The following is a 26,038-nucleotide window of genomic DNA, read 5'->3' as shown; positions in this document are numbered from 1 at the left end:
GTATTGGGATGTAGCCAAGTGGTAAGGCAACGGACTTTGACTCCGTCATTCGAAGGTTCGAACCCTTCCATCCCAGCCACGCACTGCTGCTTCGCGCCTTGGGCGTATAACTGCGCCTTCCGTCGGCTTTCGGCGGCCTGGCAATAAAGCGCCGCCTTTCTCCCGGCGACGGCAGCAAGGATGTATAACCGTAAGTGCTCTTTGGCGCGCAAGGCAGGGCGGTTCATGTACAGCGATCTCAAGATCGTCACCGGGTCATCCAATCCGGATTTGGCCAAGGCCATCTGCAACCATCTGGGGTGTCAGCTGACACCCACGCTGGCTACCACGTTCAGCGACGGCGAGTTGCGGATAGAAATAGGCGACAATGTTCGCGGTGATGACGTTTTTGTGGTGCAGCCCACCTGCCCGCCAAGCATCAACCGTAACCTGATGCAGCTCTGCCTTATGCTTGATGCCCTCAAAAGGGCCAGCGCTGGCAGAATAACGGCTGTTATTCCCTATTACGGCTATGCCCGCCAGGATCGCAAGGTCAGCCCCCGTGCGCCTATCAGCGCAAAAATGGTGGCAGATTTTATCAGCGTTGCCGGTGCAGAGCGTGTGGTTACCATTGATCTGCACGCTGGGCAGATTCAGGGGTATTTTGACTGTCCGGTGGACAACCTGTTTGCCGTGCCGGTCATGCTTGAAGCCCTGCGCCGCCTGCATGATGACAACATCGTTATTGTTTCGCCCGACGCGGGCGGTGTTGAAAGAGCGCGTGCCTACGCCAAGCGCCTCAATGCGCCCCTGGCTATCGTGGACAAACGCCGCGACAAGCCCAATCAGGCTCAGGCCATGCACGTTATTGGTGACGTGAAGGGCCGCCTTGCCATTGTGGTGGACGACATGATCGACACCGCTGGCACCCTGTGCGCCGGCGCTGATGTGCTGCTGAAAAACGGTGCCACCAAGATTGTGGCCTGTGCCACGCACGCCGTGCTGTCTGGCCCCGCCATTGACCGCATCAACAGCACAGAGGCCCTTTCGCAGGTATTTGTCACAGACACCATCCCCCTTGGCGACAAGCTCGAACGCTGCTCCAAGCTTGAGGTTGTTTCTGTGGCTGCCCTTTTGGGCAAAACCATTCACAACATCCATACCGGTTCGTCGGTAAGCGTGTTGTTTGTTTAGTCCCTCTGGGGCGGCAGGTGTTTAGACCCAAACCAGCCTACCAGGCCGGTTCCATAATAACAGAACTTTTTCCGCACGTTTCGGCGGCGGTAAGCCAAGGAGCAGGACATGAAGATTGAAAAAACGTTGAGCGTGCAGAAGCGCGAAGGTAGCGGCAAAGGCGCGAGTGGCCGCCTGCGTTCCGAAGATCTGATCCCCGGCGTGTTCTACACCGCCAAGGGTGACAATATCTCTGTGCAGGCCCCTGCCCTGCCGCTGGAAAAGATTTTTGCCGAAGCGGGCCGCACCTCTGTGTTTGACCTCGAAATCGACGACAACGGCACCAAGACTGTGCATCCTGTCATCATTTGGGACGTGCAGTACCACCCCTACAAAAAAGAATTCAGCCACATCGACTACTACGGTGTGGATATTGAAAAGCCCATCACCGTTGATGTGCCCGTTGAATTCGTGGGCGTGTCCCGTGGCGTGAAGCTTGGCGGCCAGCTTGAAACCTACCGCGAAATCGTTCGCCTGAGCAGCAAGCCCCTCGAAATGCCCAAGAAGATTGTGGTTGACATCTCCTCCATGGACATCAACACCACCATCTGCGTGGCCGACCTTGAGCTGCCCGAAAACGTCAAGGCTGTGTACGACCACAACTTTGCCATCATCAGCGTCATTTCCAAGGCCAAGGAAGCCGCTGAGGCTGCCAGCTAATACTGTTTGCCCTGGGCCGGTTTTTTCCGGCCTTCGTGCGACTGTTCTGGCCGGTTCCGCGAGGAACCGGCCTCATTTTTATGCGCGCGGTTCTATGCACAACTTTACCATTGTCACCCGCAAGCTGCCTTCCCGCAACCGGGAGCTACAGCTCGAAATCTGGCCCAACCACGGGGCTGGCGTTGTGCTGTTCTATCCCGGCACCATGCTGTCGCCATTCCAGTACCGGCCCATGCTCGCTGCACTGCGGCAAGCTGGCTTTGCCGTGGCGGCTCTGCACCTGACCGGCCACGGGTTAAACCGGCACAATACCGGCTTTACCTTTGATGATCTGCTGCAAAACGGTCTGGATGCGGAAAACTGGCTGCGCCAGTCGGGCTACAGCAAAATTGCCGTATGCGGGCACAGCCAGGGGGGCATACTTTCGCTGGCGCATGCGGCGGCATCGTCTGGCATTGTGGCGGCTTTTCCCATAACCGGGGTGCTGCCGCAGATGCGCGAGGCCGTGTATCTTACACGATTTGCTGCTCTGGCTGACAACAGGCAGAAAATTGAAAAAGCCTTCAGCACGCTGGCCCGCTGGTTGCCAAGGCTGCCCCTGCCGCTGCACGCATACCTTGCCCCGCACAGAATTCTGGCCGGGGCTCGGCGCACGGTTTCAAACCGCCGCAGGGCACGGTTTTCGTATCCCCTGCAATTTTTGGCCAGCCTGTTCAACGCGCATCTGCCAACCCGGCTGCGCTGCCCGGTGTGCATGTTCAGTGCCCGCAACGACGCCCTGTTCACCCCTGCCATCATCCAGGCCACGTATGACAGCCTGGAGGCCCCGGCCAAGAAGCTGGTGTGGCTTGCCGGGGGCGGGCATCTGGCAGCCATGAACCCACCGCTCTGCCGGTTTACGGCCCGCACCGCCGCAGCCTTTTGCGCAGGCCTGGGCCTGCCGCTGCGCCTTGAAAGCAGCGAAGTAATGTCTGGAGACGCACCCCATGGACTATAAAGGCATTGTTGTTGGCCTGGGAAACCCCGGAGCCAAATATGACCATACCCGGCACAATTGCGGGTTTGATTTTGTTTCGTACCTTGTTGACCTTGCGGGCAGAGAGGGTGAGGTCAGCCAGCAGAATGGCGGCAAGTTTTCGTGCGAGCTGTGGCGGCTGCGCCTGCCCAAACTTGGGGGTTGCTGGCTTGCGGCCAAGCCGCAAACCTTTATGAACCTGAGCGGCCAGTGTGTGCAGCCCCTGCTTGCCTGGCACAAACTCAAGCCTCAGGATCTTGTGGTTGTACACGACGAACTTGATATTCCTGCTGGTGAACTGCGCTTCAAGCTTGGCGGCGGCAATGCCGGGCACAACGGGCTTAAATCCATCACCGAACTGCTGGGCACGCCCGATTTTTACCGTTTGCGCATGGGCATAGGCCGCCCCCCGCACAAGGGAGATGTTACCAACTGGGTTCTGGGCCGCCCCGATGGGGAAGATGCCAGGAACATAGAAGCTGCAATGGCCCTCGCCGCCGACACTCTTTTTACGTTTGCAGATAAAGGCCTGGAAAGTGCCGTAAGGGCCTCCAGAAAAGCCTCTTAGGGGATTTTGCCAGTAAAGGCGGGCGTAGTAGGCCGTGCGCCTACGCCCTACAAGATTTGCTGGCAAATTGGTGCGGCGAGGCTGCACCAACAACACCAGGCATTTCTGCGCGCTGCTCTTATTTTTGCCAAATACATGAATACGAGCAAAATACTTTTTCAACTGGACTCTTACTCCTTCTTGGACTAAGCTGTTTGAAGAGTTGGTTTCAGACTCTTCTTTATATTCACTTAATTCGCGACTTCCAGCTAAATCGCTTCTGGTCTCGTTATTTGCGCCCTGAACGGGCGTGTTGGTGGCATCATGTTCACTTCGGACGATCTCGTTGTTTACCCAGCCCAAGGTGTGGGCAAAATAGAACGCATAGACAGCAAAACCGTTGGGGGGCTTGTCTGTGAGCTCTATATTGTGCGCATTCGGGCGAACAACGTCACACTTATGGTTCCGGTGAACAATGCCGCCCATGTGGGTTTGCGCACGCTAACCCCCAAGGACGAAGCAGTCACCATACTTGAATCGCTGCGCAACGAATCGGGCAAGGCCGTTTACACCGGCCAGAACTGGAACCGCCGTTTTCGCGAATATTCCGAACGCCTTAAAAGTCCCAGCCTGGCCATTGTTGCCGAGGTTCTGCGCGAGCTGCTGCTCATTGGCCGCAGCAAGGAACTGTCGTTTGGGGAACGACGGTTGCAGGAACAGGCTATGAGCCTTGTCACGGGCGAGCTTTCGGAAGTGCTGGAAGTTGAAGAAGATAAGGTACGCGACGAGCTGCTTGAGTTATACGCGCCTCCGCCAGTTGATCCGGATCCTGCCGGATAGGCCGCACGCGCTTTTTTTGAATTTTTTGTGAAATGTGACGTATTTTTTCCTTGCCATTACTGCAAAGATGGGCTAATCGCAATTTCACACATCTTTTTTGTTCCCAATATCATCCGCCTACCACGCTACAGTATGCAAATACTGTAAGTGTTACCCTTGTCTTATCAAAATATCGGACTGTTATGCGCAAAAAGAAAGCTACTTCCACACTGTTGACCGACAGCGCCTTGAGCCTCACAGACCTGAAGACGCGTAGCATGCAAGAGCTCATGGAGCTGGCAGAGCAGTATGAAATCGAAAATGCCAGTTCCATGCGTAAGCAGGAACTCATTTTTGCACTGCTTTCCACCTGTGCCTCACAAAATGGCTCCATCTACGGCGATGGCGTGCTTGAAATTTTGCCCGACGGCTTTGGCTTTTTGCGCTCGCCGCTGTGCAGCTACATGCCCGGCCCAGACGATATTTATGTGTCGCCTTCGCAGATCAGGCGGTTTTCGTTACGCAAGGGTGATATTGTTTCGGGGCAGATTCGCCCGCCCAAGGAAGGCGAACGCTACTTTGCCCTGCTCAAGGTTACCGAAATCGGTTTTGAGCCCCCGGAACACGCCAAAAACCTCGTTCTTTTCGATAACCTCACCCCAATCTATCCCGATCGCCAGCTCGTCATGGAAAATGGCGAAAAAAATCTTTCCAACCGCGTTATCGACATTATGGCTCCCATTGGCTGTGGGCAGCGCGGCCTTATTGTTGCCCCGCCCCGCACAGGTAAAACCATACTGCTGCAATCGCTGGCCAATGCCATTAACGCCAATAATCCCGATGTTTACCTTATTGTGCTGCTGATCGACGAGCGCCCGGAAGAAGTTACCGACATGGAGCGCACGGTCAAAAAGGCCGAGGTTATCAGCTCTACCTTTGACGAACCCCCGCAGCGCCACGTGCAAGTGTGCGAGATGGTTCTTGAAAAAGCCAAGCGCCTTGTGGAACGCAAGCGCGATGTGGTTATTTTGCTCGATTCCATCACCCGCCTGGGCCGCGCCTACAACGCCGTTACGCCTTCATCTGGCCGTGTGCTTTCTGGTGGTCTTGATGCCAACGCCCTGCAACGCCCCAAGCGTTTCTTTGGTGCGGCGCGCAATATTGAAGAAGGCGGCAGCCTTACCATTATTGCTACGGCGCTCATTGATACCGGCTCCCGCATGGACGAAGTTATTTTTGAAGAGTTCAAGGGTACCGGCAACATGGAAATCTACCTTGACCGCCACCTTTCGGAAAAGCGTGTTTTCCCCGCCATCGACATCAACCGCACCGGCACGCGCAAGGAAGATCTGCTGCTGGCCGACGATGTGCTCAACCGCGTGTGGATTCTGCGCAAAATTCTTGCTCCCATGTCGTCCATCGACAGCATGGAATTTTTGCTGGACAAAATGCGGGCCACCAAATCCAACAAGGATTTCATGAACGCCATGGGCAAATAACTGCCCCTGGCAACAGGCTTTGCTTGACAGCCTCTGCCTGACACCAAGAAACAGCCTGAAACCTGACCGGCTTCAGGAATCATCTTGACCTCGTGTTTTTCAGGGCTTATATTTAAGGGTGTAATTTGCTTTATTTGCCCAACTCTCAACGGAGGCTCCCCGCATGTTCGGCGTAAGCATGCCTGAATTGCTGCTTTTACTGGTTGTTGTTCTGCTTCTTTTCGGGTCTAATAAATTGCCGGAAATCGGTGGTGGGCTTGGTCGGGCAATCCGTAACTTTCGCCGTGCTTCATCCGAGCCTGATGAAATTGACATAACCCCCAAGGACAAAAAACAACCCACGTCCACTGACGATCCCAATCACAAGGCATAACAGGCCTGACGAACCCAAAGGATTTGTCATGAAAACAGAACAGCTCTCTGTGTTTCTCGAAAACCGCGCCGGGCGTCTGGCCGAGGTTACACACACCTTGGCCGAGGCGGGAATCAACATTCGCGCCCTTTCGCTCGCCGATACCTCTGACTTTGGCATTCTGCGCATGATTGTGTGCGATCACGAAAAAGCCAAGGTTGTGCTGAAAGAAAAAGGCTTCACCCTGGGCCGCACCAGTGTTGTGGCCGTTGAAGTGCCTGACACTCCCGGCGGTCTTGATTCTGTGCTGCAAACTGTTTCCAAGAACGGCATCAATGTTGAATACATGTATGCCTTTGTACAGCGCGAAGCAGAAAGCGCGGTCATGATCTTCCGCTTTGACAAGGTTGATCAGGCCATTGAAGTGCTCCACGCCCATAATTTTGTGATTATCCCTGCGGAGCGGCTCTGCGCCCGCTAGGCATGCATCCTTACAGATCAAAAAAAGCCACGGGTAACCGTGGCTTTTTTTTGTGCGTCAACTTTACCCTGCCAGCACTGCCGCGCATAAAAGAGTGCGCCTGCCCGTTTTGGGCAGGCGCACAGATAGTTACGTATCGATTGCAGATGGCAGCAACGCGACTTCTACGCCCATATTCTCACTAGAACGACCAGGCAACGCCCAACGAAACCAGCGACTGATCAAACCTGTAGAGCGGGCTTTCTGAATTGTTATGCGTGTACTGGTACGATGTTTCCACCGACCAGGCATCGGTAACATGCCAGGTAAGGGTTGCGCCGGTGCGCCACTTCTGGTCCAGCCTGTTTGTGGTTTCCAGCGCGGTGGCGGGGCCGTTATACCAGTCTTTTTCAAAGGACACGAAGGGGGCCAGTTCAAATCCCTTGGGCAGCTTGAGCACAACGCGCGCGCTGGCCTCAATACCTGTATAGCAGTAATCGGCAGTTTCTGGCGTGTTACCGCCCACATAGCTCAGGCCCACCATGATTTCATGGTTGCTTTCGCCAAAATAACGCCGCACATATTGCCCCAGGGTCCAGTACGCGCCGTTGCGGTCACCGTCACGCGAGTAGGCCCGCGCGTCGAGGGTTCCGCGTGTAATCAGATGCCACGAGGGGGTTACGGCCCACAGCCACGTGGCTTCCGGCCCGGATGCCGACACGTTCTGATACCACTGGTTGTCAAACACTTCACTCTTGAAGCGCAGATCAAACATGGTGGTTGGCGTGAGGTGGCGTACACCTACGGCAGCCCTGCCCCATTCCGACGTGCGGCTGTGAACGTCATCCAGCGAAGGATTGCCATTGCCGCGCGCAAGCCCCTGCACATCGGCCACAATCCACCAGGGGGTGTCGCGCTCGGCCTTCCAGCCCACGTCAAGGTTGGCTCCAAGGTACGCGCCAAAGGTATTTTTTGCCTCGGCATCGGGCACATTTACCTGCCAGACACCAAGATCCATAGACGTACTTGAGGGGCCAAATGTGGCGTTTGAATCATACAGCAGTCCGCTGCGCACCTTACCATGAATCTGCCAGTGCTCATACCGCTTTTCGAGCGAATCAAGCAGCCTGTCGCTGTCAGCCTTGTTTATGTTGGGATTCAACAAACGTGCTGTGGCCATGGCGCTTTCCGCACTCTTGCGGTCTTCAAGCGCCATATAGGCCTGTGCCAGTTCACTGAACAACACAGCTTCGTTGGGGTACTTTTCCGTAAGCCGCTCATAGGCCATTACCGCCTGATTATACCGGCCGCTGCGCATGGAGCTGCGGGCGAGGTTAAGGTTCACCTCGTCGTCATCCGGCGCTTCGCGCAGCAGGCGCATGTACATTTCGTAGGCAGAGGCATACTTGCCCTGCTGCATCAGGGCAGCGGCATCTGCCTTTGCAGACCCCACCGCCGTGCGCAGGCCGGGTGAATCCTCTGCGGCGACAGCGGGGCTTACCAACAAGAGAAGCAACAGCGGCGCAAGCGCAAGGCAGTGGCATGCTTTGGGCAGAGCAGCAGTAATTTGTACTGTACACTTCATATTGCTTTACCTGCCTGATCCGGAAAACGTGCCACAATCAATAGCTGTTGCGTATGTATCCTTTATCTGAAAATCGCCGGAGACAGAGAGACCAGACCCGGTTCGCAGAGCAGACCCAGTCATGGTTCCGGTGTGGCTTCCGTCGGTGAATCCTCCCACATTCAGGCTGGAACCGCTGATACTGCCAGCTCCCCCAGTAAGAGGGCTGGGCAAGTCTGAATGACCAGACTGCATGACACCATTGCTTACAGCACCGCTGGCAAGATTGACCTGAAAACTAAAAGACCCGTTGCCTAGATCGCTGAATAATGTGCCCGACACGCTGGCATTGCCCAGCTGCCTGAACCCTTCACCAAGGGTCTGCTGCCCAAACTGGGTTTGCGCCAAGGCAGTGGGAACACCTGCAACGCCTCCCGTTACCGGCGAGGGAGGCGCAAGAAGGGCGGGGCCAGCAGGGCCGGATTCGCGCGTCGCCACACTGCCGGTCACATGGTTCATATCTGCGGGAGTCATGGGGTTAAGCGTGCCTTGCGGCAATGTTATCTTGAAGCCCGAAGGAACCAGCACTCCGTTGACAAAAACCTGCTTGGTCGTGTTGGTAACATAGACTGTAGTGGTACCGTTGCCCACTTGTACGGCAAAGATGGTTCCGCGAATACCCACCGTGGCATCAGGCGTGACCACCGAAAAACCGTCAGGATTTTTCTCCACAATCTTGCCCGTGATAAAGCGGGCAACGCCCTGCCCCATCCTGGCCTTGAAGGCGGGGTTTGCGCCTTCGGCCACCACGGTTTCCAGACTCAACGAGGTGTTGGAACCAAGGGCAACGGTTGTGTCGTCGTCAAACAGAATCTGCGCGCGCCCAGTGGCGTCGGTGGTCAGCACATCGTGATCGCCCACCGGGCTTTTCATGCCCAGAGCCACGGGCTGCCCGCCGCGCTGTGCGGTAACACCAGCCTTGAAGGAAATGACCTGTCCCACATCCTTGGCCGCACAAGCGCTTGCGACCAGCAAAATCAGGCACAGGGCCATGGCCCCGCGCCCCAGCGCATAACGAATCATGATTCTCCCCCCACAGAGCTATATGTTCGTGTTTACTTGCCTTCCATTGTCCATATGCCCTCCCAGTCTGCGGGGGGCGTCTGCACCAGTGTGAGCGACCGTTCATGATACAGCCCAAACAGGCGCACAGCAGGATATGCCGCCGCAAGCACGGCAAAACTGGCCGCAGCTCCGGCAAAGTCGCCCTGCTCGTACTGCGAGCGGGCTAAGCTCCATTGCGGCATGGCCTGCTGAAAAATTTCATCCGTACCCGGTCTCATGGGCCAGTAGATGCTGACGGGTCTGGTTTTTCCCTTGACCCGCAGCACATCAAGGTGAATAAAGCTAAAGGCATCGCCGCAGCCCTGCATGGTATGCTCGCTCACCACCACTGGCACGCCATAGCGTTTGCACAGGCCCTCCAGACGAGAGGCCAGGTTTACGTTGTCGCCAATCAGGGTGTAGTTGATCAGGTCGTCAGAGCCCATGTTGCCCACATAGGCCTGCCCGGTGTGAATACCCGCCCCCATGGCAAGCCTAATGCCAAAACTGGCCTCAATTTCGCTGTTCAGGGCTTCCAGCTGCTCCTGCATGCACAAGGCGGCATCCACAGCCAGCGCAGGGTGGCCGGGCACATCAAGGGGTGCGTTCCAGAAGGCCATGAGCGCATCACCGATAAACTTGTCCAGCGTGCCGCTTCTGCTGCGCACAATGGCTGTCATGGGCGTAAAATAGCGGTTCAGCAGCTGCACAACATGCTGAGGCGAAAGCGATTCAGAAAGGCTTGTAAAGCCGCGAATATCCGTAAACAAAATGGAGAGCTCGCGGTTTTCGCCTGCCAGCAGATCGCCCTGACGTTTGCTGATCTGCCTGACCACCTCAGGCGACACATAGCGCGAAAAGGCCCGCCGCAAAACGATCTTCTGCTTTTCTTCATGCCAGAAACGCACGCTCAGCAACAAACCACCACACAGCAGTGACGTGAGCAGACCATACAAGGGCGAGAGAAACAGCCCGCTCATGAACAGCTGGCGCGACGCCAGCACCGTTGCGCCCATCAGACCGATGGAAGAAGGCACATACACACGTGGCCCGGCAAAGCCAAAAGCCAGCGTGGCTGCACAGGTCATAAAGGCTATTATCAGGGCCTGCGCGCCGGGTGCCCACGAGGGCGACTGCACAAAGTTGCCGTTTACCATGGCATCTATGGCCGCAGCGTGTACCTCTACCCCCGGCATTACGCGGTCGAAGGGCGTGGCGCGGATATCGGCCAGGCCAGGGGCCGATGTGCCCACAAAGGCAATGCAGCCTTCCAGATCAGCCTGCGTGGCCGTACCGTTCAGCACCCTTGCCGCGCTGATATATCTGTATGTGCGCCGCCCCCCCTGAAAGGGAACCAGCATGTAGCCCTCACGCGATACGGGAATCTTGAAATCACCCGCCGCCACGCTGAACAGGCCATCCGGCCCGGTGTAGAGCCGCAGGGCATCTGTGCCCAGCGCCCGCATGAGAGCCTGCAAGGCCAGCGAGGGATAGACCGCATCGCCAAACCTGATCAGCAGCGGAATCTGCCGCACCAGTCCATCGGCATCGGGCGAAACATTCACAAAGCCCACAGGGGCATCTTCAAAAAACTGCGGCAGCGGTAAAACTGCGCCAGGAGCAAAGGGCAAAAAACTGTCGTAAGGGGGCGCATCCTTGCCGCCGCGCGCAATCATGGCTGGCGGCTGGGGCGTGGGCCCATGGTACTGCTCGCCAGAATACCGGGCAAAAGCGCCCAGCACCACCGGCGCTGCCCGCACAGATGCTGCAAAAAGCGTGTCAAAATCTGCCAAAAAAGCAGGCAGGCCCGCAATCTCAAGGCTAATGCCCCTATCGCGGTACAGGCCTTCGCGCATGCGGGCTGGCGAGGTTCTGTCCGGCTCGGCAAACATTATATCCAGCCCTATGGAGGCAACACCCCTGCTGGCCAGCCTGTCTACCAGATCGGCCACAAGATAGCGCGGCCAGGGCCACTGGCCGTGTCGGGCCAGCGATTCCTCGTCAATATCAATAACAACCGGCACAGCCGAGGGCTGGCTTAACCGCCGCAAGGGCAAAAGCGCATCGTAAATTCTGAGGTCAAGGCGCTGCAATGCAACAGGCTGCACCACATACAGCGCCAGCATGGCAATACCGCCGCACAGCCCCACCATGGCCGTAAAAAGCCAGGGTTGGCGCAGGAAATGCCGCATTGCAGCCTTCAGCTTCATGCTGCCGGTTCGCGGTTAGGCTGTTCCGGCTCCGCATCGGGAAAGCGTTCGTAAATCTTGGCCACAACATCAATTATTTCTTCAAGGCAGGCCACAAGATGGGGGTCAAAATGGCTGCCCGCCTCCTCGCGCAAAAGCGCCAGCGCCTTTGAATGGGGCCACGCGGCCTTGTACGAACGGGGCGAAACCAGGGCGTCAAAAACGTCGGCAATGGCCGTAATACGCGCTGCAATGGGAATTTCCTCACCCGCAAGCCTGCCCGCGTTGCTGGGGCCAGCATAGCCCTGCCCGTTCCATTTTTGATGGTGGTGGTGGGCAATATCGCGCGCAAAGGTCATAAAACCGCCGCTTTGTGCCTCTGCCTCCAGTATTCCCGCGCCAATCATGGTATGCGAGCGCATGACCGCCATTTCTTCGTCAGTGAGCTTGCCCGGTTTTTTTATCAGCAGATCACTCACGCCCACCTTGCCAATGTCGTGCAGCATGGCGGCAAGGCGTATCTGGCTTTTCACATGCAGGGTGACGTCGGGGTCCAGGTTTAGCTGGTTGGCCCTGATCTGGTACATTTCGGCGGCGATGGCTCCCACACGCTCGGCATGGGGGCCGGTTTCCAGCGGGTCGTGTACCGATGCCAGCCTGATAAGCCTGTTGATGCTTGCCCGCACCAGATGGCTGCGCTCAAGGATATTGGCAATCTCGCGGGCCAGCACACGGATGTGTCTTTCCATATCATGCGTAAACTTGCGGGGTTTGCCCGTGCGCGGATCAAGACTGTTGATGAGCTGCATCACGCCCGAAACGCGTCCTGCATGGTCATGAAAAGGCACAACCAGCATGGATTCTGTGTGGTAGCCCGTGGCTTTGTCGAAATCTTCGCGGAAAGAAAAAGGCATGCCGGGCGGCAAAGCACGCACATCGGCAAGGTTGAGCATTTCGCCGGTAAAGGCAGCGTAGCCAGCAATGGAATGGGGATTGATGGGCAGCCGCGCCGAGGAATAGGCAAACTTTGAGGCGGTGTTGACAGAGAACAGGCTGTCGTTGTGGGTATAGGCAAAAAGCAGGTCTTCGCCATCCACCAGAAAGATTGTTCCCGCATCTGCCCTTGTAATTTCGCGTGCCTTGGCAAGTATGCGGTCAAGCAGCGTATTTTCGTCCTGATACTGCAACAGACCGTCAAGAAACCTGTCGAGCCAGTCGCTGTACTGCACCAGCCCGCAATCCGTGCAAGAGCGCTCCTTGACCATGGGCAGGCTAAAACGCATGCCCTCTCGCGCAAAGCACAAATGCAGACCCTGTAAGTGGCAACTCTGCAAGGCCTCGCGCTGCAATTCGTCAATCTGTTTGTCTGTCATATCGGGCGAATGGTGCGAAAGCACAATGCAGCCCGGCCCCACATCCTGCGCCAGATCGCGCCAGTCTTCCCAGCACGAATGCCCCCACCCTTCCATATAGCTTGATTTGCTGTACATGCTGTCCACAACGGCAAGATCCACGCCCTCAAGCATTTCGCGTGCAGCCTTGCGCACATTGGGGGCCTGGGTGATTTCGTAATCACCCGTGTACAAAAATACGGCACTGTCGGCGCGCACCTTGTACGACAATGCGCCGCCGGGGTGATTGGCGGCAATGGCCGAAACAGAAACATCTGCCGCAGGGCTGACCTCGTCGCCCGCCTCCAGGCAGTGACGCACCACATTGCCGCCAAAATCGCTGAAAGGAATGGGAAACATGCCGTGGGCAAAATGGTCGTCCAGCACGTTTTCGAGCCAGGCGGGAATGTAGATATGGGTGGTCCATCTGGGCGAATGCAGGGGCCGAAAGAACCCCAGCCCCTGAATGTGGTCTGTATGCCCGTGCGAAATAAAGAGATGACAGGTTCCGCTTTCCGGCAGGTTTTCGCCCGCCTCGCGCAGGCCTGTTCCTGCGTCAAAAAAAACAAGCGCCCCGGAATCGGAGCGCAGTTCTACACACGAGGTGTTGCCACCATAAAAAGACATGGCCGGAGCCGGCACAGCGATACTGCCCCGCACGCCTCTGAGCACAACTTCCATGGTGCCTCCCAATATCTGGCATTAAGGTAATTTACCTTTTAATATTATGATATCTGGCAGTTATTTCAAGTCAGCCAATTAGATGTATCTGATAGCCCCTAAAAAAATTTCCCATGAATAAAGTATATTACCTGAAATTATGCTTTATTAAAATAATTTTAATCATGAAAAGCAATAATGGCGTTATCCCCCTACACAGCGGGATAACGCCATTTCGCAGCACTTTTTCTAGAACACGCCAGTGACGCGGCCTGTAGTTACATCCACATCAATGTTGCGGAACGAAGGCTTGGAGCCCGTACCCGGCATGAGGCTGATATCGCCCGCCACCGGTGCAACAAGCCCGGCCCCGCCAAAAAGCAACACATCGCGCACGTGCAGCCGCCACGAGGCAGGCACACCCCGGCGTTTGGGGTCGTCGGAGAGCGAGTACTGGGTTTTGACCATACAAACGCCCAGTTCGTCCGCATCGGGGCGTTCCTGAAGCGTTTTGAGCCGCTGGGCCGCCATGGGTTCAAAATCCACCCCGTCAGCCCCGTACACCTCGCGGGCAATGCAGACAATGCGCTCTGCAATGGGCAGCTTCCAGTCGTAGAGAGGGCGGAAGTTGCGCTTGCCCGAATTGCAGGCGTCCATAACGGCATCGGCCAGTTCCAGCGCGCCTTCGCCGCCTTTTTCCCAGTGTTCCGAAACGGCCACGCTGGCCCCCGCCTTTTCGCAGATACGGCGGATAGCGGCAATCTCAGCGGGCTTGTCGGTATAAAACTTGTTGATGCACACCACAGAAGGCACGCCAGAACGGCGCACAATGCCAATGTGGTGCAGCAGATTGATGCACCCGGCTTCCACAAGGCCCACATCCTCACGCAGATATTCTTCGGGCAGGGGCTGGCCGGGGCGGGGCTGGGGCGCGCCGCCGTGGTGCTTGAGAGCCCGCACGGTGGCCACAATCACCGCCGCATCGGGCGCAAGGCCGCTGTAGCGGCACTTGAGGTTCCAGAATTTTTCGTAGCCCATTTCAGAGGCAAAGCCAGATTCCGTCACGTGGATGTCGCCCAGCTTCAGGCCCACCCTGTCGGCGATAACCGAGCTCTGGCCCAGGGCGATGTTGCCAAAGGGGCCGGTGTGTACCAGCACGGGCTGGCCCTCGATTGTCTGGATAAGATTGGGCTTGATGGCCTCCACAAGCCAGGCGGTCATGGCGCCGTCCACTTCAAGATCGGCGGTGGTGACGGGCCTGCCGTTGCGGTCGAGGGCCAGAACCATACGGCCCATGCGCTGGCGCAGATCGGCCAGATCGCGCGCAACAGAAAGAATGGACATGACCTCGGAGGCCACCGTGATATCAAAATGCGAACGCATCATGAAACCGTCGTTGCGCCTGCCGTCGCCTTCCATACCTATAACCACGTTACGCAGGGCCTGGGCGCAAAAGTCCATCACCCAGCCAGTGCTGACGCGCGTGGGGTCAATATCCAGACGGCGCATGCCAGACAGCCGCTCAAGTGTGGCGTCGTCATAGTTGCGCTCGTGCTGCATGCGGGCGGTGAGAGCAGTCATGGCAAGATTGTGCGCAGCGCCCACAGCGTGGATATCGCCCGTAAAGTTGAGCGAATACGGCGTAAGCGGAATGCACTGCGAAAGACCGCCACCAGCGGCGGAGCCCTTCATGCCCATGGTGGGGCCGCCCGATGGCTGGCGAATGGCCGCAGAAGAACGCAGGCCACGGCGCGCAAGCCCCTGCACCAGACCAATGGTGGTGGTGGATTTGCCTTCGCCAAGCGGGGTGGGCGTAATGGCGGTAACGTCCACATATTTGCCGTTGGGGCGGTCTGCCAGACGGTTCAGCACATCCTGCTGCTCAATCTTGCCCATGTAGCGCCCGTAGGGCAGCACTTCTGAAGGCTCAAGGCCCATTTCAGCGGTCAGGGCCTCGAAGGTTTTCATATTTTTTTCGGCATCCAGGGCAATCTGCCAGTCTGGGTGCTTGGTTGGATCAAGAGTCATGAGTTCTCCATACAACATAGAATTGGCAAAATGTTACGGGCCGCCAGCAGGGGCGTCAAGCCTGAAACAGGGGCCAGACCTGCGGCCTTGCGGCAGTAGACCGCATTATATATATCACTACAGTTCCGCCACGCGTGCGGGCGGGCTTGCCGCTGAAACCAGCTGGCAAAAAATTTGGCAACAGGTCGATAACCACTGCGCGCTGCCTATCATGCAGCAGGAGCCAGCATGCAATTTACCGCCCGGCAAGGCCGCCTGAACATATACCTGAAGGTATTTCGCCTTGGGCGTGACCTGCAAGTGCTCTGCGGCGGCGGTGCAAGCCATATCGGCGCTGTGGCCCTTGCCGCGCCCGCACAAGTGTACGAGCTGCAACAGGGGCAGCACGCGCAGGCAGACCATGCGGCACAGCCGGGGCAGACAGAGGCCCGCCTGCTGGCCCTGCCCGGTCACAAGGAAGACGCCCTCGCCCTGCGCATGGCCCAATCTATCTCCCAGTCATTGCACTGCGCCGTGTGTGTCAGCGCGGGCATCCATTACGACAACATCACCCGTGCAGAAATTGCACAGGTCGAACAGATGGTGCAAGACCTCACCCAACGCTGCATTTCTGCACTTAAAAAGGATCCAGAATGCTTACGGTAAACGAACTCACAGAGCTGGAAAACTACATCCGCAGCGGCGAGCTTGAAGCAGACTTTAAGGACGGCTGCGAAAATGACCGCTTCTATCTGCTTGAACTGCTCGAAAAGCTCATGGATGTTGCCGAGCTGGCCGATGCCGCCGCCACCAGGCTCATTTTCAAAGGCCTGCCTGTTCCGCCGCCGCCAACGGACAACTAACCCGTTGCCTCGGGGCCGGTGGCGTCAGGGCAGCAGATGCGCTCTGGCCCGCAAAGCCCCGGCCACCACAGAGCAGAGCTGCGCCACATCCCCGGCGGGGGTAATATAGGGCGGCATCAGATACACAAGGCGGTTGAATGGCCTGATCCATACCCCGTGCTGCACAAAATACCGTTGCAAGGCCTGGGTATTGACGGGCTCGCATGTTTCCACCACGCCAATGCCGCCAAGAACGCGCACATCGGCCACGCCCTCAAGCCCGGCGCAGGGGGCAAGCCCCTCGCGCAGGCCTGTTTCCAGCTGCGCCACGCACTGCTGCCAGTTTTCTTCTTCAAGCAGATCAAGACTTGCGCAGGCAACGGCGCATGCCAGGGCATTGGCCATAAAGGTGGGGCCGTGCATAAACACATTGCCCCCGGCGCAAATGCCCCGGGCCACACTGCCCGTGCAGGCCGTGGCCGCCAAGGTAAGCACCCCGCCCGTAAGCGCCTTGCCGCAACACAGTATGTCGGGCGACACGCCTGCCCACTCAGCGGCAAACATCTTGCCCGTGCGGCCAAAACCGGTGGCAATTTCGTCAAATATCAGCAGAGCTCCGGCCTCGCGGCACAACCGGGCAAGCCCGCGCAGATATTCAGGGTGGTAAAACCACATGCCACCAGCGCCCTGCACCACCGGCTCCAGAATAACCGCCGCAATTTCAGACCCGCGCTGCGCAAAAATACGCCGGGCATCGTCAAGACTTGCCGGATCAAAGGGCTGATCAAAACGGCAGGAGGGGCGCTCCATAAAAATCTGCTGGGGCAGCATGGCGCTAAAAAGGCTGTGCATGCCCGTAACCGGGTCGCACACAGACATGGCGCCAAAGGTATCACCGTGATAGCCGCCGCGCGGGGTCAAAAATCTGGTGCGCCCGCCTGCCCCTCTGCCCTGCTGGTATTGCAGCGCCATCTTCAGCGCTACCTCTACAGCCACAGAGCCGGAATCGGCAAAAAACACGCGCTCCAGCCCCGCAGGCATGAGGCGCAGCAGCCTCTCGGCCAAAGCCACCGCAGGCTCGTGCGTCAAACCGCCAAACATCACATGGGGCATGCGCCCGGCCTGGCTGTGCAGGGCTTCCATAAGACGTGGATGGTTATAGCCGTGTACGGCTGCCCACCACGATGACATGCCGTCCACAAGTTCCCTGCCCTCGGCCAGCACAATGCGGTTGGCCCGCGTGCGGCTTACCGCGCTGAGCAGCGGCGGCTGCGAGGCAGAGGCATAGGGATGCCATACGGTCTGGTGGTCGCGGGCCACAAGTGCCCTGTCATGGGCCGCAGCCTGCTCCTCTGTCCCCTGCTCTGCGCCATGTTCAGCCGACAGCAGATGCCGGGCCAATGGCTCCAGATGCCCGGCCAGTGTCTGCCAGCCGGTTGCGTCAAGCGTGGCAAGCCGGGGCATTTCCACAAGGGGGGCATCCATGCCCTGCTGGCGCATGCGCAGGCGCAGCATGGCGGCATTATCGGCAAGCATGGCCTGCACATCCACACCAGGGCAACCCGCCGCAGGGTCAGCGGCGGGCACAAGCACCACCCCTGCCAGTTGCAGGCCGTTATGTCGCAAGGCATCGAGCGACAGCAAAATATGGTTGAGGCCGCCCAGATAATTGCCGCCCACAAGCAGCACGGGCAGGCCCACCGCTGCCATAAGGTCAAGCATGTCCTCACGCTCGTTGAGCGGCACACGCAGCCCGCCAGCGCCCTCAAGCAGCAGCAGTTCTGCATTGCCCGCCTGCCAGTGGCGTTCAATATCGGCATGCAGATGTGCGCAACTCAAACGTACTCCATCACGCGCTGCTGCCAGATGCGGCGATGCGGGCAGTGAAAAACAGTGCAGCGCTGTGGCGGGCAATGCTTCTGCCCCCTGAGGCAAGCCCGCAACCGCACTGGCGTATACGCGGGCATCGGCCAGAGGCGCGGTGTGCGCCTCGGCTGGCGCAACGCCTGTCTGCACCGCCTTGAGGGCCTGTGCCCTCGCCCCGGCCAGCAGCAGGGCCCGCAGCAGGGCCGCCGTAACTACTGTCTTGCCCACATCTGTGCCAGAACCGGCGATGAAAACCCCGTCAAGGGGCCGCAACACCGGCTCTCGCCTGACCTCAGCAGCTGGCATCACAACGCACCTCAAGCCCAAGGGCTGCGATCATCTCAAGATCACGCGCAATGCTTTGTCCATGGGTTGTCAGATAATCGCCGGTCATCAGGGCGTTGGCCCCTGCGGCAAAAATCTCACCCTGCCTGTCACCCAGCACCAACGGCCTGCCCCCGCAGATACGCAGGGTTGCCGTGGGCAGTATATGCCTGAACACGGCTATGAGCGTAAGCGCATCGCCTGCTGTAAGGGGTTTTTGCCCGGCAAGGGGGGTTTCTGGGTGCGGATGCAGAAAGTTCATGGGCACATGGGCCACGCCAAGTTCCCTGAGGCTGAAGGCAAAGTTTACGCGGTCTTCCCAGCTTTCGCCCAGGCCAAAGAGCCCGCCAGAACAAACGCTCATGCCCGCTTCGCAGGCACGCAGCACGGTTTCTCGCCTTTGATCCCAGGTTTGGGTGGTACACACACTGGCATAATAGCCGCGCGCTGTTTCAAGATTGTGGTGAAACCGCGTAAGTCCGGCCTGCGAGAGGCTGGCAAAATCCTGCCTTGCAAGTTTGCCCAGCGAGGCGCACACACGCGGGCGCACATCTTCTGGCAGAGCAGCAATCACATTGGCAAGCCGCTGCAACTCGCTGCCGCTCAGGGCCGAACCACTGGTAACAACGCCTATGCGGGCCACGGGCAAGGCTGCCAGTTGCAGTATGCGTTCGCGCAGTTCTGCATCGGGCAGCAGAGGAAAAACCTCAATGGGTGTGTGGTTATGCCTGCTCTGGGAACAGAAACGGCAGTCCATGGAGCAGTTGCCGCTCTTGGCGTTGATGATGGCGCACAAAACAACGTTGCGGCCAAAGGCCGCCTCGCGCAGCGCTGTGGCGCTGGCAAAAAGCTCTTCCTGTGGCAGGGAAAGCAGGGCCAGCGCCTGGGCGGGCGTTGCAGCCGCCAGTGATTCGGTCATTTCACAACCCTGAAAAAACGATGGTGCAGAACAAAAACAGATATTTGCTGGCCGAGGCCGCTCTGACAGGCAGCCTTACCGCCGTTCAGGGAGGCAACATGCCACTTTTTTGCCGAAAAAAAAAGCCCGCCACAAGGGCGGACTTTACAACAAACGCTCGGAAACCAGTTGTCTAACAGCGCGGCAAAGCCGCAGCCTGCACCTGTTTTCCTCTAGGGGGCAACAACCTTGCGGCGCTTTTCCCACAGCTTCATGTCTTTCATCTTTTTGCGGCGCTCGCGCTGAAGGGCTTTGCACACAAGGGGTGCGTCTTTTTTGAAGCCCCACTTTTCGCGGTATTCGCCAGAGGTCATGCCGTGGCTGGCCAGATGACGCTTGGTAAGAATTTTAAAGCTCTTGCCACATTCAAGGCAGGTAACGGACTTTTCTTTGACAGACTTGCGGGCCTCAACAGCCATTTCACCGCTGTCGAGCTCAACAGGCGTTTCCCCTTCGGCAACGGCCTTAATCCCCTGCGCCACTTTCTGGATAAAGGCGGCTATTTCTTCTTCACTCATTACGCGAACGCCAGCTTGCGCTCTGGTAATTTCCAGCGCTTCTTTCAGATAATCGTCCATAACAACCCCTTTTATGTCTTCAACATACTCAATCTGACGCGCTGCGAACCCGCCTGATTGGTTCACTGCCAGAACAGTCAGTCACCATCCCATCCTGATTGGGAGAACATACACAGCAGCTATTGTTTCGTCAATGTACTATACCCTAGAATATAAAATTCCACTGCAAATTGTACATAAACATTAATCCAGAATGAAATAACTTGTTACAGTTTGAAGGAGTCGCTGCACGCGCAACAAATATAAAACTGAAGGTGGCCATTTGATAAAAACTTCTCAAATGACCACCTTTGCGGCAAACCTGTAACATGACAGATTGCCATTAACACAAGCTACTTTGTGTCAAATATCTCATACTTTGATACTGTACCCCAAAAGCGTTGATCAAGATATTGCCAGTAAACATTCTTTGCATAACCACGCGCTATACCAGAAGTATTTTGCGGAACTGCCGCCACTGCAAATACGGCGCTGGCTCGCTGCTCAAAGGCCTTGAGCTGGTCTGTCATGCTTTCGGTAAGGGTAACCTGACCGGCCAGATTTTCCGGCAGGGGTTCCCTGTACTCCATGACCGCCTTGGTGTCATTAAAATTGTATCTGGCGTCATAGCCGCGCACCAGCCAGCGCATTGGTTTGGACTCGTCCTTAAGCCCTGCCACGGCTGCAAAGGGGTCTTTTTTGCTGTCAACAATATAGGTGCAGGCGGCATACCCAACATTATTATAAACCTCAACGCCCTTGTCCACGCTAAAAGGGCGCTGGCCGTCGCTATCCCAATACCAGCCGTGCGGCACCTCGGCCATGGCCACAATGGCCAGAGGGCTTTGCGCATCGCCCTTGCCGTATACGGCAAGCCATGCGTTGAGTGAAAGGCCGCCAAGAACGCCTGTTCCGTCAAGTTTGACACTTCCCTCGCCAGCGGTAATCAGGGGCATGTTTACTGCCTGCATGCTGATGGCCGGGCGGGCGGTGGAAACATAGGCATTGCCCTGCATGCCCCTTTGCTGCGCACCCGTGCAACCGGCCATCACGGCAAGCAAACATAGAGTGGCGAAAAATAGCACTCTGTTCATATGTACCTCCTGGCTGAAGGCTCAAAATACATCTGGATGTGATGATGCAATTGAACCACATGATATCCGAGGGGAGGGAATAAAACTGGGAGACATTGCCCATTGACAGGGGCGGTACATCCATTATTTGGCATTATATTCCAAGGCGTATCTGCACGCAATGCAGCATGCCTCTGCATATCTGCAAAGACAAAATAAGTATTGAGGCACTACAATGCAAGGAAGAAGCGAAGATTATTTGCGGCAGCTCTGCCACCGCAGCCAAAAGACAGGCTAGGGAGTACCGGCGGGCTTGCCCGCTGGCGCGGCCTGGGTTCCTGCCCCGCCAGGCAGGTAGTTTTGCAGATCGCGTGAAACTTCAAAGGTGCGCAGCTCTGCCGTGGCGGCCCTGGCAAAGGGCGAATCGGCATAATTGCGAACAATGTCTTCAAGCAGAGCCTGAGCACGCGTGGCATCGCCCAGCTTGCGGTACAGACGGGCCTCGCGAAAACGCAGGCCAGGGTATTCGGGCGAATTCTGCGGAACAAAGGCATTGTAGCGCGCCAGCCACTCCAGCGCTTCGGGCACACGGTTGCCCACCTCGCAGATATCCATAAGTGAAAGCATGGCATCCTTGATGCGCTGCGGGTCAGCCTTGTCCGAACGCTCGTCCTGCAACTGGGTAAAGAGCTCTATCACCTTGCGGTTCAAGGTGTAGGAATTGCGTATATCCTTGCGCTGCTCGGCATCACGCGCCAGAAAATAGGTGGCGTAAGCCCGCTGATACAGCGGAATCTCCTGCCGGTCTGCAAGGTTTTGCCACATGGCAAGCGCGGGCCCGGCCAGATTGAGATTCTGGGCCGAGAGAGCCATGGCGTAATCAAGCTGGTTGCGCAGCTGCGGCTTGAGGGGCCAGCCAGAAACAAGCCTGCCAAGATCAAGAATCTTGGCCCAGGCCCCGGCCTTGAGATAACGGTTAAAAAATTCCGTAAAGGCGGCTTCACCGTATTCCGGGTTCATGGGCGACTTGAGAAATTCTGCCAGCATGCCAAGGGCCGCGTCGTCATCGCCGCGCTCAAGCATGCCCTGCGAAAGAGCAAAGCGCATGCGTGGGTCAATTGCACCGTAGCGCTCGCGCACCAGCGGAAAACCATTCCACAAAAGAAGAATGCGACCATAGTTTTTTTCGGCCATGGAGTTGGCAAGTTCTTTCTGAAACGACAGCCAGATGATGTCGCGCGCCTGGGCCACATTGCCGTTTTCGGGGTAACCGTCAATAAATTCAGCAGCCTTGCCCATGGCCTCGGTATAACGCTTGCTCCAGTAAAGCCACATGGCCTCCTTGAGGCGCGCTGCAACCGATTCGGGTGCGGTGCGCGATGCAGCTGCAAGATCGGCGTAAACCTTTTGCAGATTGTTGCTGGCAGCTCTGGCAAAAACCTGGCTCATGCCTTCATAATTGATGGGCGCATCATAAATTCCGCCCTCAATAAGCCGCAGGCTGGACATTTTTGCCGACTGGGTTCCCTCATAGTGCCGGGTAACGTAGTTGTACAAAAAGTCGGCCGCAAGCCTGTTGCCAAGGCGGGTGTACATGTCGCCCATCTTGAAAAGCAGCTCGTCGTTGCCCTTTTGCCCCGGCAACAGGTTAAAATACAGCCAGTACAGTGTCAGGGCTTCCATGGGCCGGTTAAGAGCCTCGTCGTTGGCCCCCTGCAAAAAGAGAAACGTCGGATCTTCAATATAATACCGGGGCCAACGCTTGCTGATAAAGTCGAGGATGACCTGGGCATTGGGATATTTGCGCTGGTTGCTCAAAGCCTGGGCAAGACCGACCGACGCCTCCTGCAAAAAGGACGATTCTGGATATTTGTCGAGCACAATGGAAAATGACTGCTCGGCCTGCGCATCCATATGACGCTTGAGCTGTGCCTTGCCCAGGGCCGTAAAACCCTGCGCCACGCCGGGATAATCGGGATACCGCCGGTACATGGCCACAATATAGCCCCCGGCATCCACAAGATTGCCCACGTTCACGTTTACCAGCCCCAGGCGCAGCAAGGCCTCTGGCACGCGCGGCGACCGAAGGTCAAAATTCATGGCCTCACTGGTGGCAGAAACAATGGGCTCAAAGCCCGCCAGGGGATTGTCGGAATATCTGGACCACACGCAGTCGCTGATGTAGTACAGCGTTTTTTCACGCATTTCGGCACTGAGCGTGGGCATTTCCTTCAGTTTTTCCAGCTGCGGCAAGGCTTCGACGAACTTGCGTTCCTTGATGAGCCGCTCCGCTTCTTCCATCATTTTTTGCGGATCAACGGGCTTTTCAACCGGGTTGCCCTGCTCGTCCACGTAAACCACAGGCCGTGCGGGCTCTTCCTTTGCTCCATGCCCACCGCCGCCACCGCCGCCACCATGGCCGCCGCCGTCGCCCTGGTTTTGCAGCCCCACCACATCGCCCGTTACCTTGCCAGACACGTTGCCTATGATATCAGCCGGTTTGGCGGGTTGCGCGGGCGCAACCACCGGGGCCTGCACGGGAGCCTGCGCCTGCACGGGAGCCTGCGCCTGCATGGGAGTCTGCGCCTGCATGGGAGTCTGCGCTGGAACCTGAACCGGGGCTGGCGCTTGCGCGGATGCCGGGGCAGATGTGGGCGCGGGTCGAGCGGCCTGTACTGGCTGCGCGGCGGGTTGCGTAACAGGCTGCGTGACAGGTTGAGCAACGGGCTGAGTAATGGGCTGTGCGGCAACCGGGGTCGTAACCTGTGCGGCGGGCTGCGGCGAGGGCGCGGCTGTTTGCGTAGCCGCCACGGGCGCAGCCCTGCTGGGAACAGTGGTAAAAAGCCCCTTGTCTTCAGGCCAGTCTTCCGGCCCGCCGGGATTGATCCTGCTCATCAGGCTTGGCCCCTGCGGGGCCTGAACCCGGTTTGCTTCACCTTTGGCTGCCTCATGCGGCACTTCGGCTGCAACGGCAGAATCCGTGGTAGAAAACACAGACAAGGGCAACAAGCCTGTCAGCCTGTTTTTGGCGGTATCCAGCAGATCGGAGGGAGAGAGGCTCAAAACATTCTGCTGGGCATTGTCCAGCATTTTCAGCGCAGAGTGCAAAAAGTCCTTGCCAGCATCAATGGGCAGACTGTCACCCAGTGACGAAGCCTGCTCTGCCGCGCCGGGGGCTGCCGTGTCACCCGCTGCCAGCGCCTGGGCATCCTGCCGGGCGGCAGTATCGCCCTGCAAGCCAGCGGCAAAAATTTCTATGTCGAGAACAGATGCTGAAGGCCGCCGCATCACATGGCTCATGGCCCGCGAAGAAAGAGTAATGCGCACCTGATTATTGGAAACGCCAACACTTTCAAGCAGAGCACCCGCGCCGGGGGCTGCCCCCTGTCGCTGCAATACCGGGTTGTCGCCATTAAGAAGCAGCAGCAAGGTATTGGTTCCGCTGCGCACAAGCCTGCGCACCTGACCGGGGTTGTCCAGCGTAATGCTTAGGCGCTCGCCAGCCGCGTTGCCCCCAGAGGCTGCGGGGGCCTCACCGTCTTGGCCCAGCGGCGACCAGCTCCAGCTCATGGCCAGCGCTGGCTGGGCACACAACAGCACGCACAGGCACAACAACAAAGCCCCCATGCAATGATGGGGATGGGCGGGCGCACCCTTGCGGGCGGCAATATGAGGCCGTGGCGTGGCGGCGAAAAGGTGTGTTTTCACTTGCACTTCGCAGGAAAAGTTGTGGCCGGTGGGCCGCAAAAATCCATGCAAATTTTATGCCGCTACATACTGCGTTTTTTGAGCTTCTCAATCAGCGTTGTACGCTTGATGCCCAACAGCTCAGCGGCCTGATTTTTTACGCCTTCTGCCTTGGCCAGCGCCTCGTCAATAAGGCGGCTTTCAACCGTATCAAGAAAATCTTTAAGATTCAGACCGTGCTCGGCCAGCACACCAAGATTGGGCCACACAAATACACCGTCAGGGGCAGCAGCAACGGCCTGACCTATCGGCGCTTGTGCGGAAGCAGCAACGGCCTCCTGCCCTGGGGTTTCCTGCGCCGGCTGCTCCTGAGTCTCCACAGGCGAAACTTCTTCCACCGGGGGCAACAACGCGACATCACCCACCTGATCAAGAATCTTGTGCGGCAGGTCTTCCATGCACACGGTATCGCCATCCACAAGAATGCTCAGGCGTTCCATGAAGTTTACAAGCTCGCGCACATTGCCCGGCCAGGCGTAGGCAGCCAGAATTCGCCGGGTTGTTTCGTCAAGCCCCATGGGGTGGCGGTCTTTTTTGGTGCAAAAATGGTTGAGAAAATGCCTTGCAAGCAGCAGCACATCGTTGCCACGCTGACGCAGAGGGGGCAAATGCAGGGGAATTACATTGAGCCGGTAGTAAAGATCTTCGCGGAAGCGCCCGGCGGCAACTTCTGCCTCCAGATCGCGGTTGGTGGCCGCCACAATGCGCACGTCCACCTTCTTGCTGCCGGTTCCGCCAACGCGCTCGATCTCTTTTTCTTGCAGCACGCGCAGAATCTTGACCTGAAGGCTCAGTTCCATTTCGCCAATTTCATCAAGAAAGATGGTGCCGCCGTCGGCCATTTCAAACCGCCCGGGCCGCGAACGTATGGCGTGCGTAAAGGCGCCCTTTTCGTGGCCGAAAAGTTCACTTTCAAGCAGTTCTTTAGGTATGGCCCCACAGTTGATGGGCACAAAGGGCTTGTCAGCCCTGCGACTGTTGGCGTGAAGGGCGCGCACCAGCAATTCCTTGCCAGTTCCCGATTCACCAGTTACAAGCACAGTGCTGTCCGTGGGCGCAACCTTGCCGAGAACCTTGAAGACTTCAGCCAGGCTTGTGCTCTGGCCGATAATGCCGCTGGTATTCAACTCCATGTGTGCATTCTCCGCGTGCATGTCCTTTCCTGTGTCAATACACTGACACGCATCGGAAT

General features: G+C 57.5%; 21 protein-coding genes and 1 tRNA gene. 11 read left to right on the top strand and 11 right to left on the bottom strand.

The features are described 5' to 3' along the window. Nucleotides 1-4 precede the first annotated feature (4 nt). From ACE3NW_RS00515 to ACE3NW_RS00475, 9 genes are all read left to right on the top strand, one after another. Nucleotides 5-79: transfer RNA gene (locus ACE3NW_RS00515), tRNA-Gln, on the top strand. 146 nt (nucleotides 80-225) lie between these two features. Then, the gene (locus tag ACE3NW_RS00510; protein ID WP_374279423.1) at nucleotides 226-1,173 is read left to right on the top strand and encodes a ribose-phosphate diphosphokinase; all 948 of its coding nucleotides are present in this window, start codon (nucleotides 226-228) and stop codon (nucleotides 1,171-1,173) included. Between the two features lie 108 nt (nucleotides 1,174-1,281). Then, nucleotides 1,282-1,872 carry a 50S ribosomal protein L25/general stress protein Ctc gene (locus ACE3NW_RS00505; protein ID WP_374279422.1) on the top strand — a complete coding sequence of 197 codons (591 nt, stop codon included), beginning with the start codon at nucleotides 1,282-1,284 and terminating at the stop codon, nucleotides 1,870-1,872. Between the two features lie 94 nt (nucleotides 1,873-1,966). Then, a complete protein-coding gene (locus ACE3NW_RS00500; RefSeq protein ID WP_374279421.1) occupies nucleotides 1,967-2,869 on the top strand; it encodes an alpha/beta hydrolase in 903 nt (300 codons plus the stop codon). After that, nucleotides 2,859-3,455: an aminoacyl-tRNA hydrolase gene (gene pth / locus ACE3NW_RS00495; RefSeq protein WP_374279420.1), complete on the top strand. Its 597-nt coding sequence runs from the start codon at nucleotides 2,859-2,861 to the stop codon at nucleotides 3,453-3,455. Before ACE3NW_RS00500 ends, pth begins: the two co-directional genes overlap by 11 nt. A 303-nt stretch (nucleotides 3,456-3,758) precedes the next feature. Beyond that, entirely contained in the window at nucleotides 3,759-4,274 is a 516-nt protein-coding gene (locus tag ACE3NW_RS00490) for a CarD family transcriptional regulator (protein ID WP_374279419.1), read from the top strand. A gap of 182 nt (nucleotides 4,275-4,456) precedes the next feature. Further along, a complete protein-coding gene (gene rho / locus ACE3NW_RS00485) occupies nucleotides 4,457-5,752 on the top strand; it encodes a transcription termination factor Rho (protein WP_374279418.1) in 1,296 nt (431 codons plus the stop codon). Nucleotides 5,753-5,915: 163 nt separating this feature from the next. Next, the gene (locus tag ACE3NW_RS00480; RefSeq protein WP_291332008.1) at nucleotides 5,916-6,125 is read left to right on the top strand and encodes a twin-arginine translocase TatA/TatE family subunit; all 210 of its coding nucleotides are present in this window, start codon (nucleotides 5,916-5,918) and stop codon (nucleotides 6,123-6,125) included. 28 nt (nucleotides 6,126-6,153) lie between these two features. Further along, the gene (locus tag ACE3NW_RS00475) at nucleotides 6,154-6,585 is read left to right on the top strand and encodes an ACT domain-containing protein (RefSeq protein WP_374279417.1); all 432 of its coding nucleotides are present in this window, start codon (nucleotides 6,154-6,156) and stop codon (nucleotides 6,583-6,585) included. Nucleotides 6,586-6,766: 181 nt separating this feature from the next. Here the strand turns inward: ACE3NW_RS00475 and ACE3NW_RS00470 are convergent, their stop codons facing one another. The 5 genes from ACE3NW_RS00470 to ACE3NW_RS00450 all read right to left on the bottom strand — a co-directional run bounded on the left by ACE3NW_RS00470 (nucleotide 6,767) and on the right by ACE3NW_RS00450 (nucleotide 15,500). Continuing rightward, on the bottom strand, nucleotides 6,767-8,149 hold the full coding sequence (locus ACE3NW_RS00470) for a tetratricopeptide repeat protein (protein WP_374279416.1): 1,383 nt from the start codon (nucleotides 8,147-8,149) through the stop codon (nucleotides 6,767-6,769). A 6-nt stretch (nucleotides 8,150-8,155) separates the two neighbouring features. Then, a complete protein-coding gene (locus tag ACE3NW_RS00465; protein WP_374279415.1) occupies nucleotides 8,156-9,211 on the bottom strand; it encodes a FecR domain-containing protein in 1,056 nt (351 codons plus the stop codon). A 32-nt stretch (nucleotides 9,212-9,243) separates the two neighbouring features. Then, the gene (locus ACE3NW_RS00460; RefSeq protein WP_374279414.1) at nucleotides 9,244-11,424 is read right to left on the bottom strand and encodes a CHASE2 domain-containing protein; all 2,181 of its coding nucleotides are present in this window, start codon (nucleotides 11,422-11,424) and stop codon (nucleotides 9,244-9,246) included. Nucleotides 11,425-11,438: 14 nt separating this feature from the next. Next, complete coding sequence (locus ACE3NW_RS00455) at nucleotides 11,439-13,493, bottom strand: HD domain-containing phosphohydrolase (protein WP_374279413.1); 2,055 nt, start codon at nucleotides 13,491-13,493, stop codon at nucleotides 11,439-11,441. A 228-nt stretch (nucleotides 13,494-13,721) separates the two neighbouring features. Next, a complete protein-coding gene (locus ACE3NW_RS00450) occupies nucleotides 13,722-15,500 on the bottom strand; it encodes a formate--tetrahydrofolate ligase (protein ID WP_374279412.1) in 1,779 nt (592 codons plus the stop codon). 228 nt (nucleotides 15,501-15,728) lie between these two features. On the opposite strand from ACE3NW_RS00450, the gene ACE3NW_RS00445 reads away from it, so the two are divergent. Both ACE3NW_RS00445 and ACE3NW_RS00440 read left to right on the top strand, forming a co-directional pair. Continuing rightward, entirely contained in the window at nucleotides 15,729-16,145 is a 417-nt protein-coding gene (locus ACE3NW_RS00445) for a hypothetical protein (RefSeq protein WP_374279411.1), read from the top strand. Further along, entirely contained in the window at nucleotides 16,133-16,342 is a 210-nt protein-coding gene (locus ACE3NW_RS00440; RefSeq protein ID WP_374279410.1) for a hypothetical protein, read from the top strand. The genes ACE3NW_RS00445 and ACE3NW_RS00440 overlap by 13 nt, the downstream gene beginning before the upstream one ends. Nucleotides 16,343-16,366: 24 nt before the next feature. Here ACE3NW_RS00440 and bioA read toward each other — a convergent pair whose 3' ends face one another. From bioA to ACE3NW_RS00410, 6 genes are all read right to left on the bottom strand, one after another. Next, nucleotides 16,367-18,493, bottom strand: coding sequence for an adenosylmethionine--8-amino-7-oxononanoate transaminase (bioA, locus tag ACE3NW_RS00435; protein ID WP_374279409.1), 2,127 nt, complete (start codon nucleotides 18,491-18,493; stop codon nucleotides 16,367-16,369). Then, nucleotides 18,480-19,430: a biotin synthase BioB gene (bioB, locus tag ACE3NW_RS00430; RefSeq protein ID WP_374279408.1), complete on the bottom strand. Its 951-nt coding sequence runs from the start codon at nucleotides 19,428-19,430 to the stop codon at nucleotides 18,480-18,482. Before bioB ends, bioA begins: the two co-directional genes overlap by 14 nt. A gap of 212 nt (nucleotides 19,431-19,642) precedes the next feature. Continuing rightward, nucleotides 19,643-20,047, bottom strand: coding sequence for a MucR family transcriptional regulator (locus ACE3NW_RS00425; protein ID WP_374279407.1), 405 nt, complete (start codon nucleotides 20,045-20,047; stop codon nucleotides 19,643-19,645). Between the two features lie 332 nt (nucleotides 20,048-20,379). Next, nucleotides 20,380-21,120, bottom strand: coding sequence for a DUF4851 domain-containing protein (locus tag ACE3NW_RS00420; RefSeq protein ID WP_374279406.1), 741 nt, complete (start codon nucleotides 21,118-21,120; stop codon nucleotides 20,380-20,382). Nucleotides 21,121-21,393: 273 nt separating this feature from the next. After that, the gene (locus ACE3NW_RS00415) at nucleotides 21,394-24,807 is read right to left on the bottom strand and encodes a tetratricopeptide repeat protein (RefSeq protein WP_374279405.1); all 3,414 of its coding nucleotides are present in this window, start codon (nucleotides 24,805-24,807) and stop codon (nucleotides 21,394-21,396) included. A gap of 62 nt (nucleotides 24,808-24,869) precedes the next feature. Further along, nucleotides 24,870-25,979 carry a sigma-54 interaction domain-containing protein gene (locus ACE3NW_RS00410; RefSeq protein ID WP_374279404.1) on the bottom strand — a complete coding sequence of 370 codons (1,110 nt, stop codon included), beginning with the start codon at nucleotides 25,977-25,979 and terminating at the stop codon, nucleotides 24,870-24,872. Between the last annotated feature and the right edge of the window lie 59 nt (nucleotides 25,980-26,038).

The organism is Desulfovibrio sp., assembly GCF_041907885.1.
Lineage (GTDB): Bacteria > Desulfobacterota > Desulfovibrionia > Desulfovibrionales > Desulfovibrionaceae > Desulfovibrio.
This window is presented reverse-complemented; position numbering and strand designations above follow the sequence as displayed.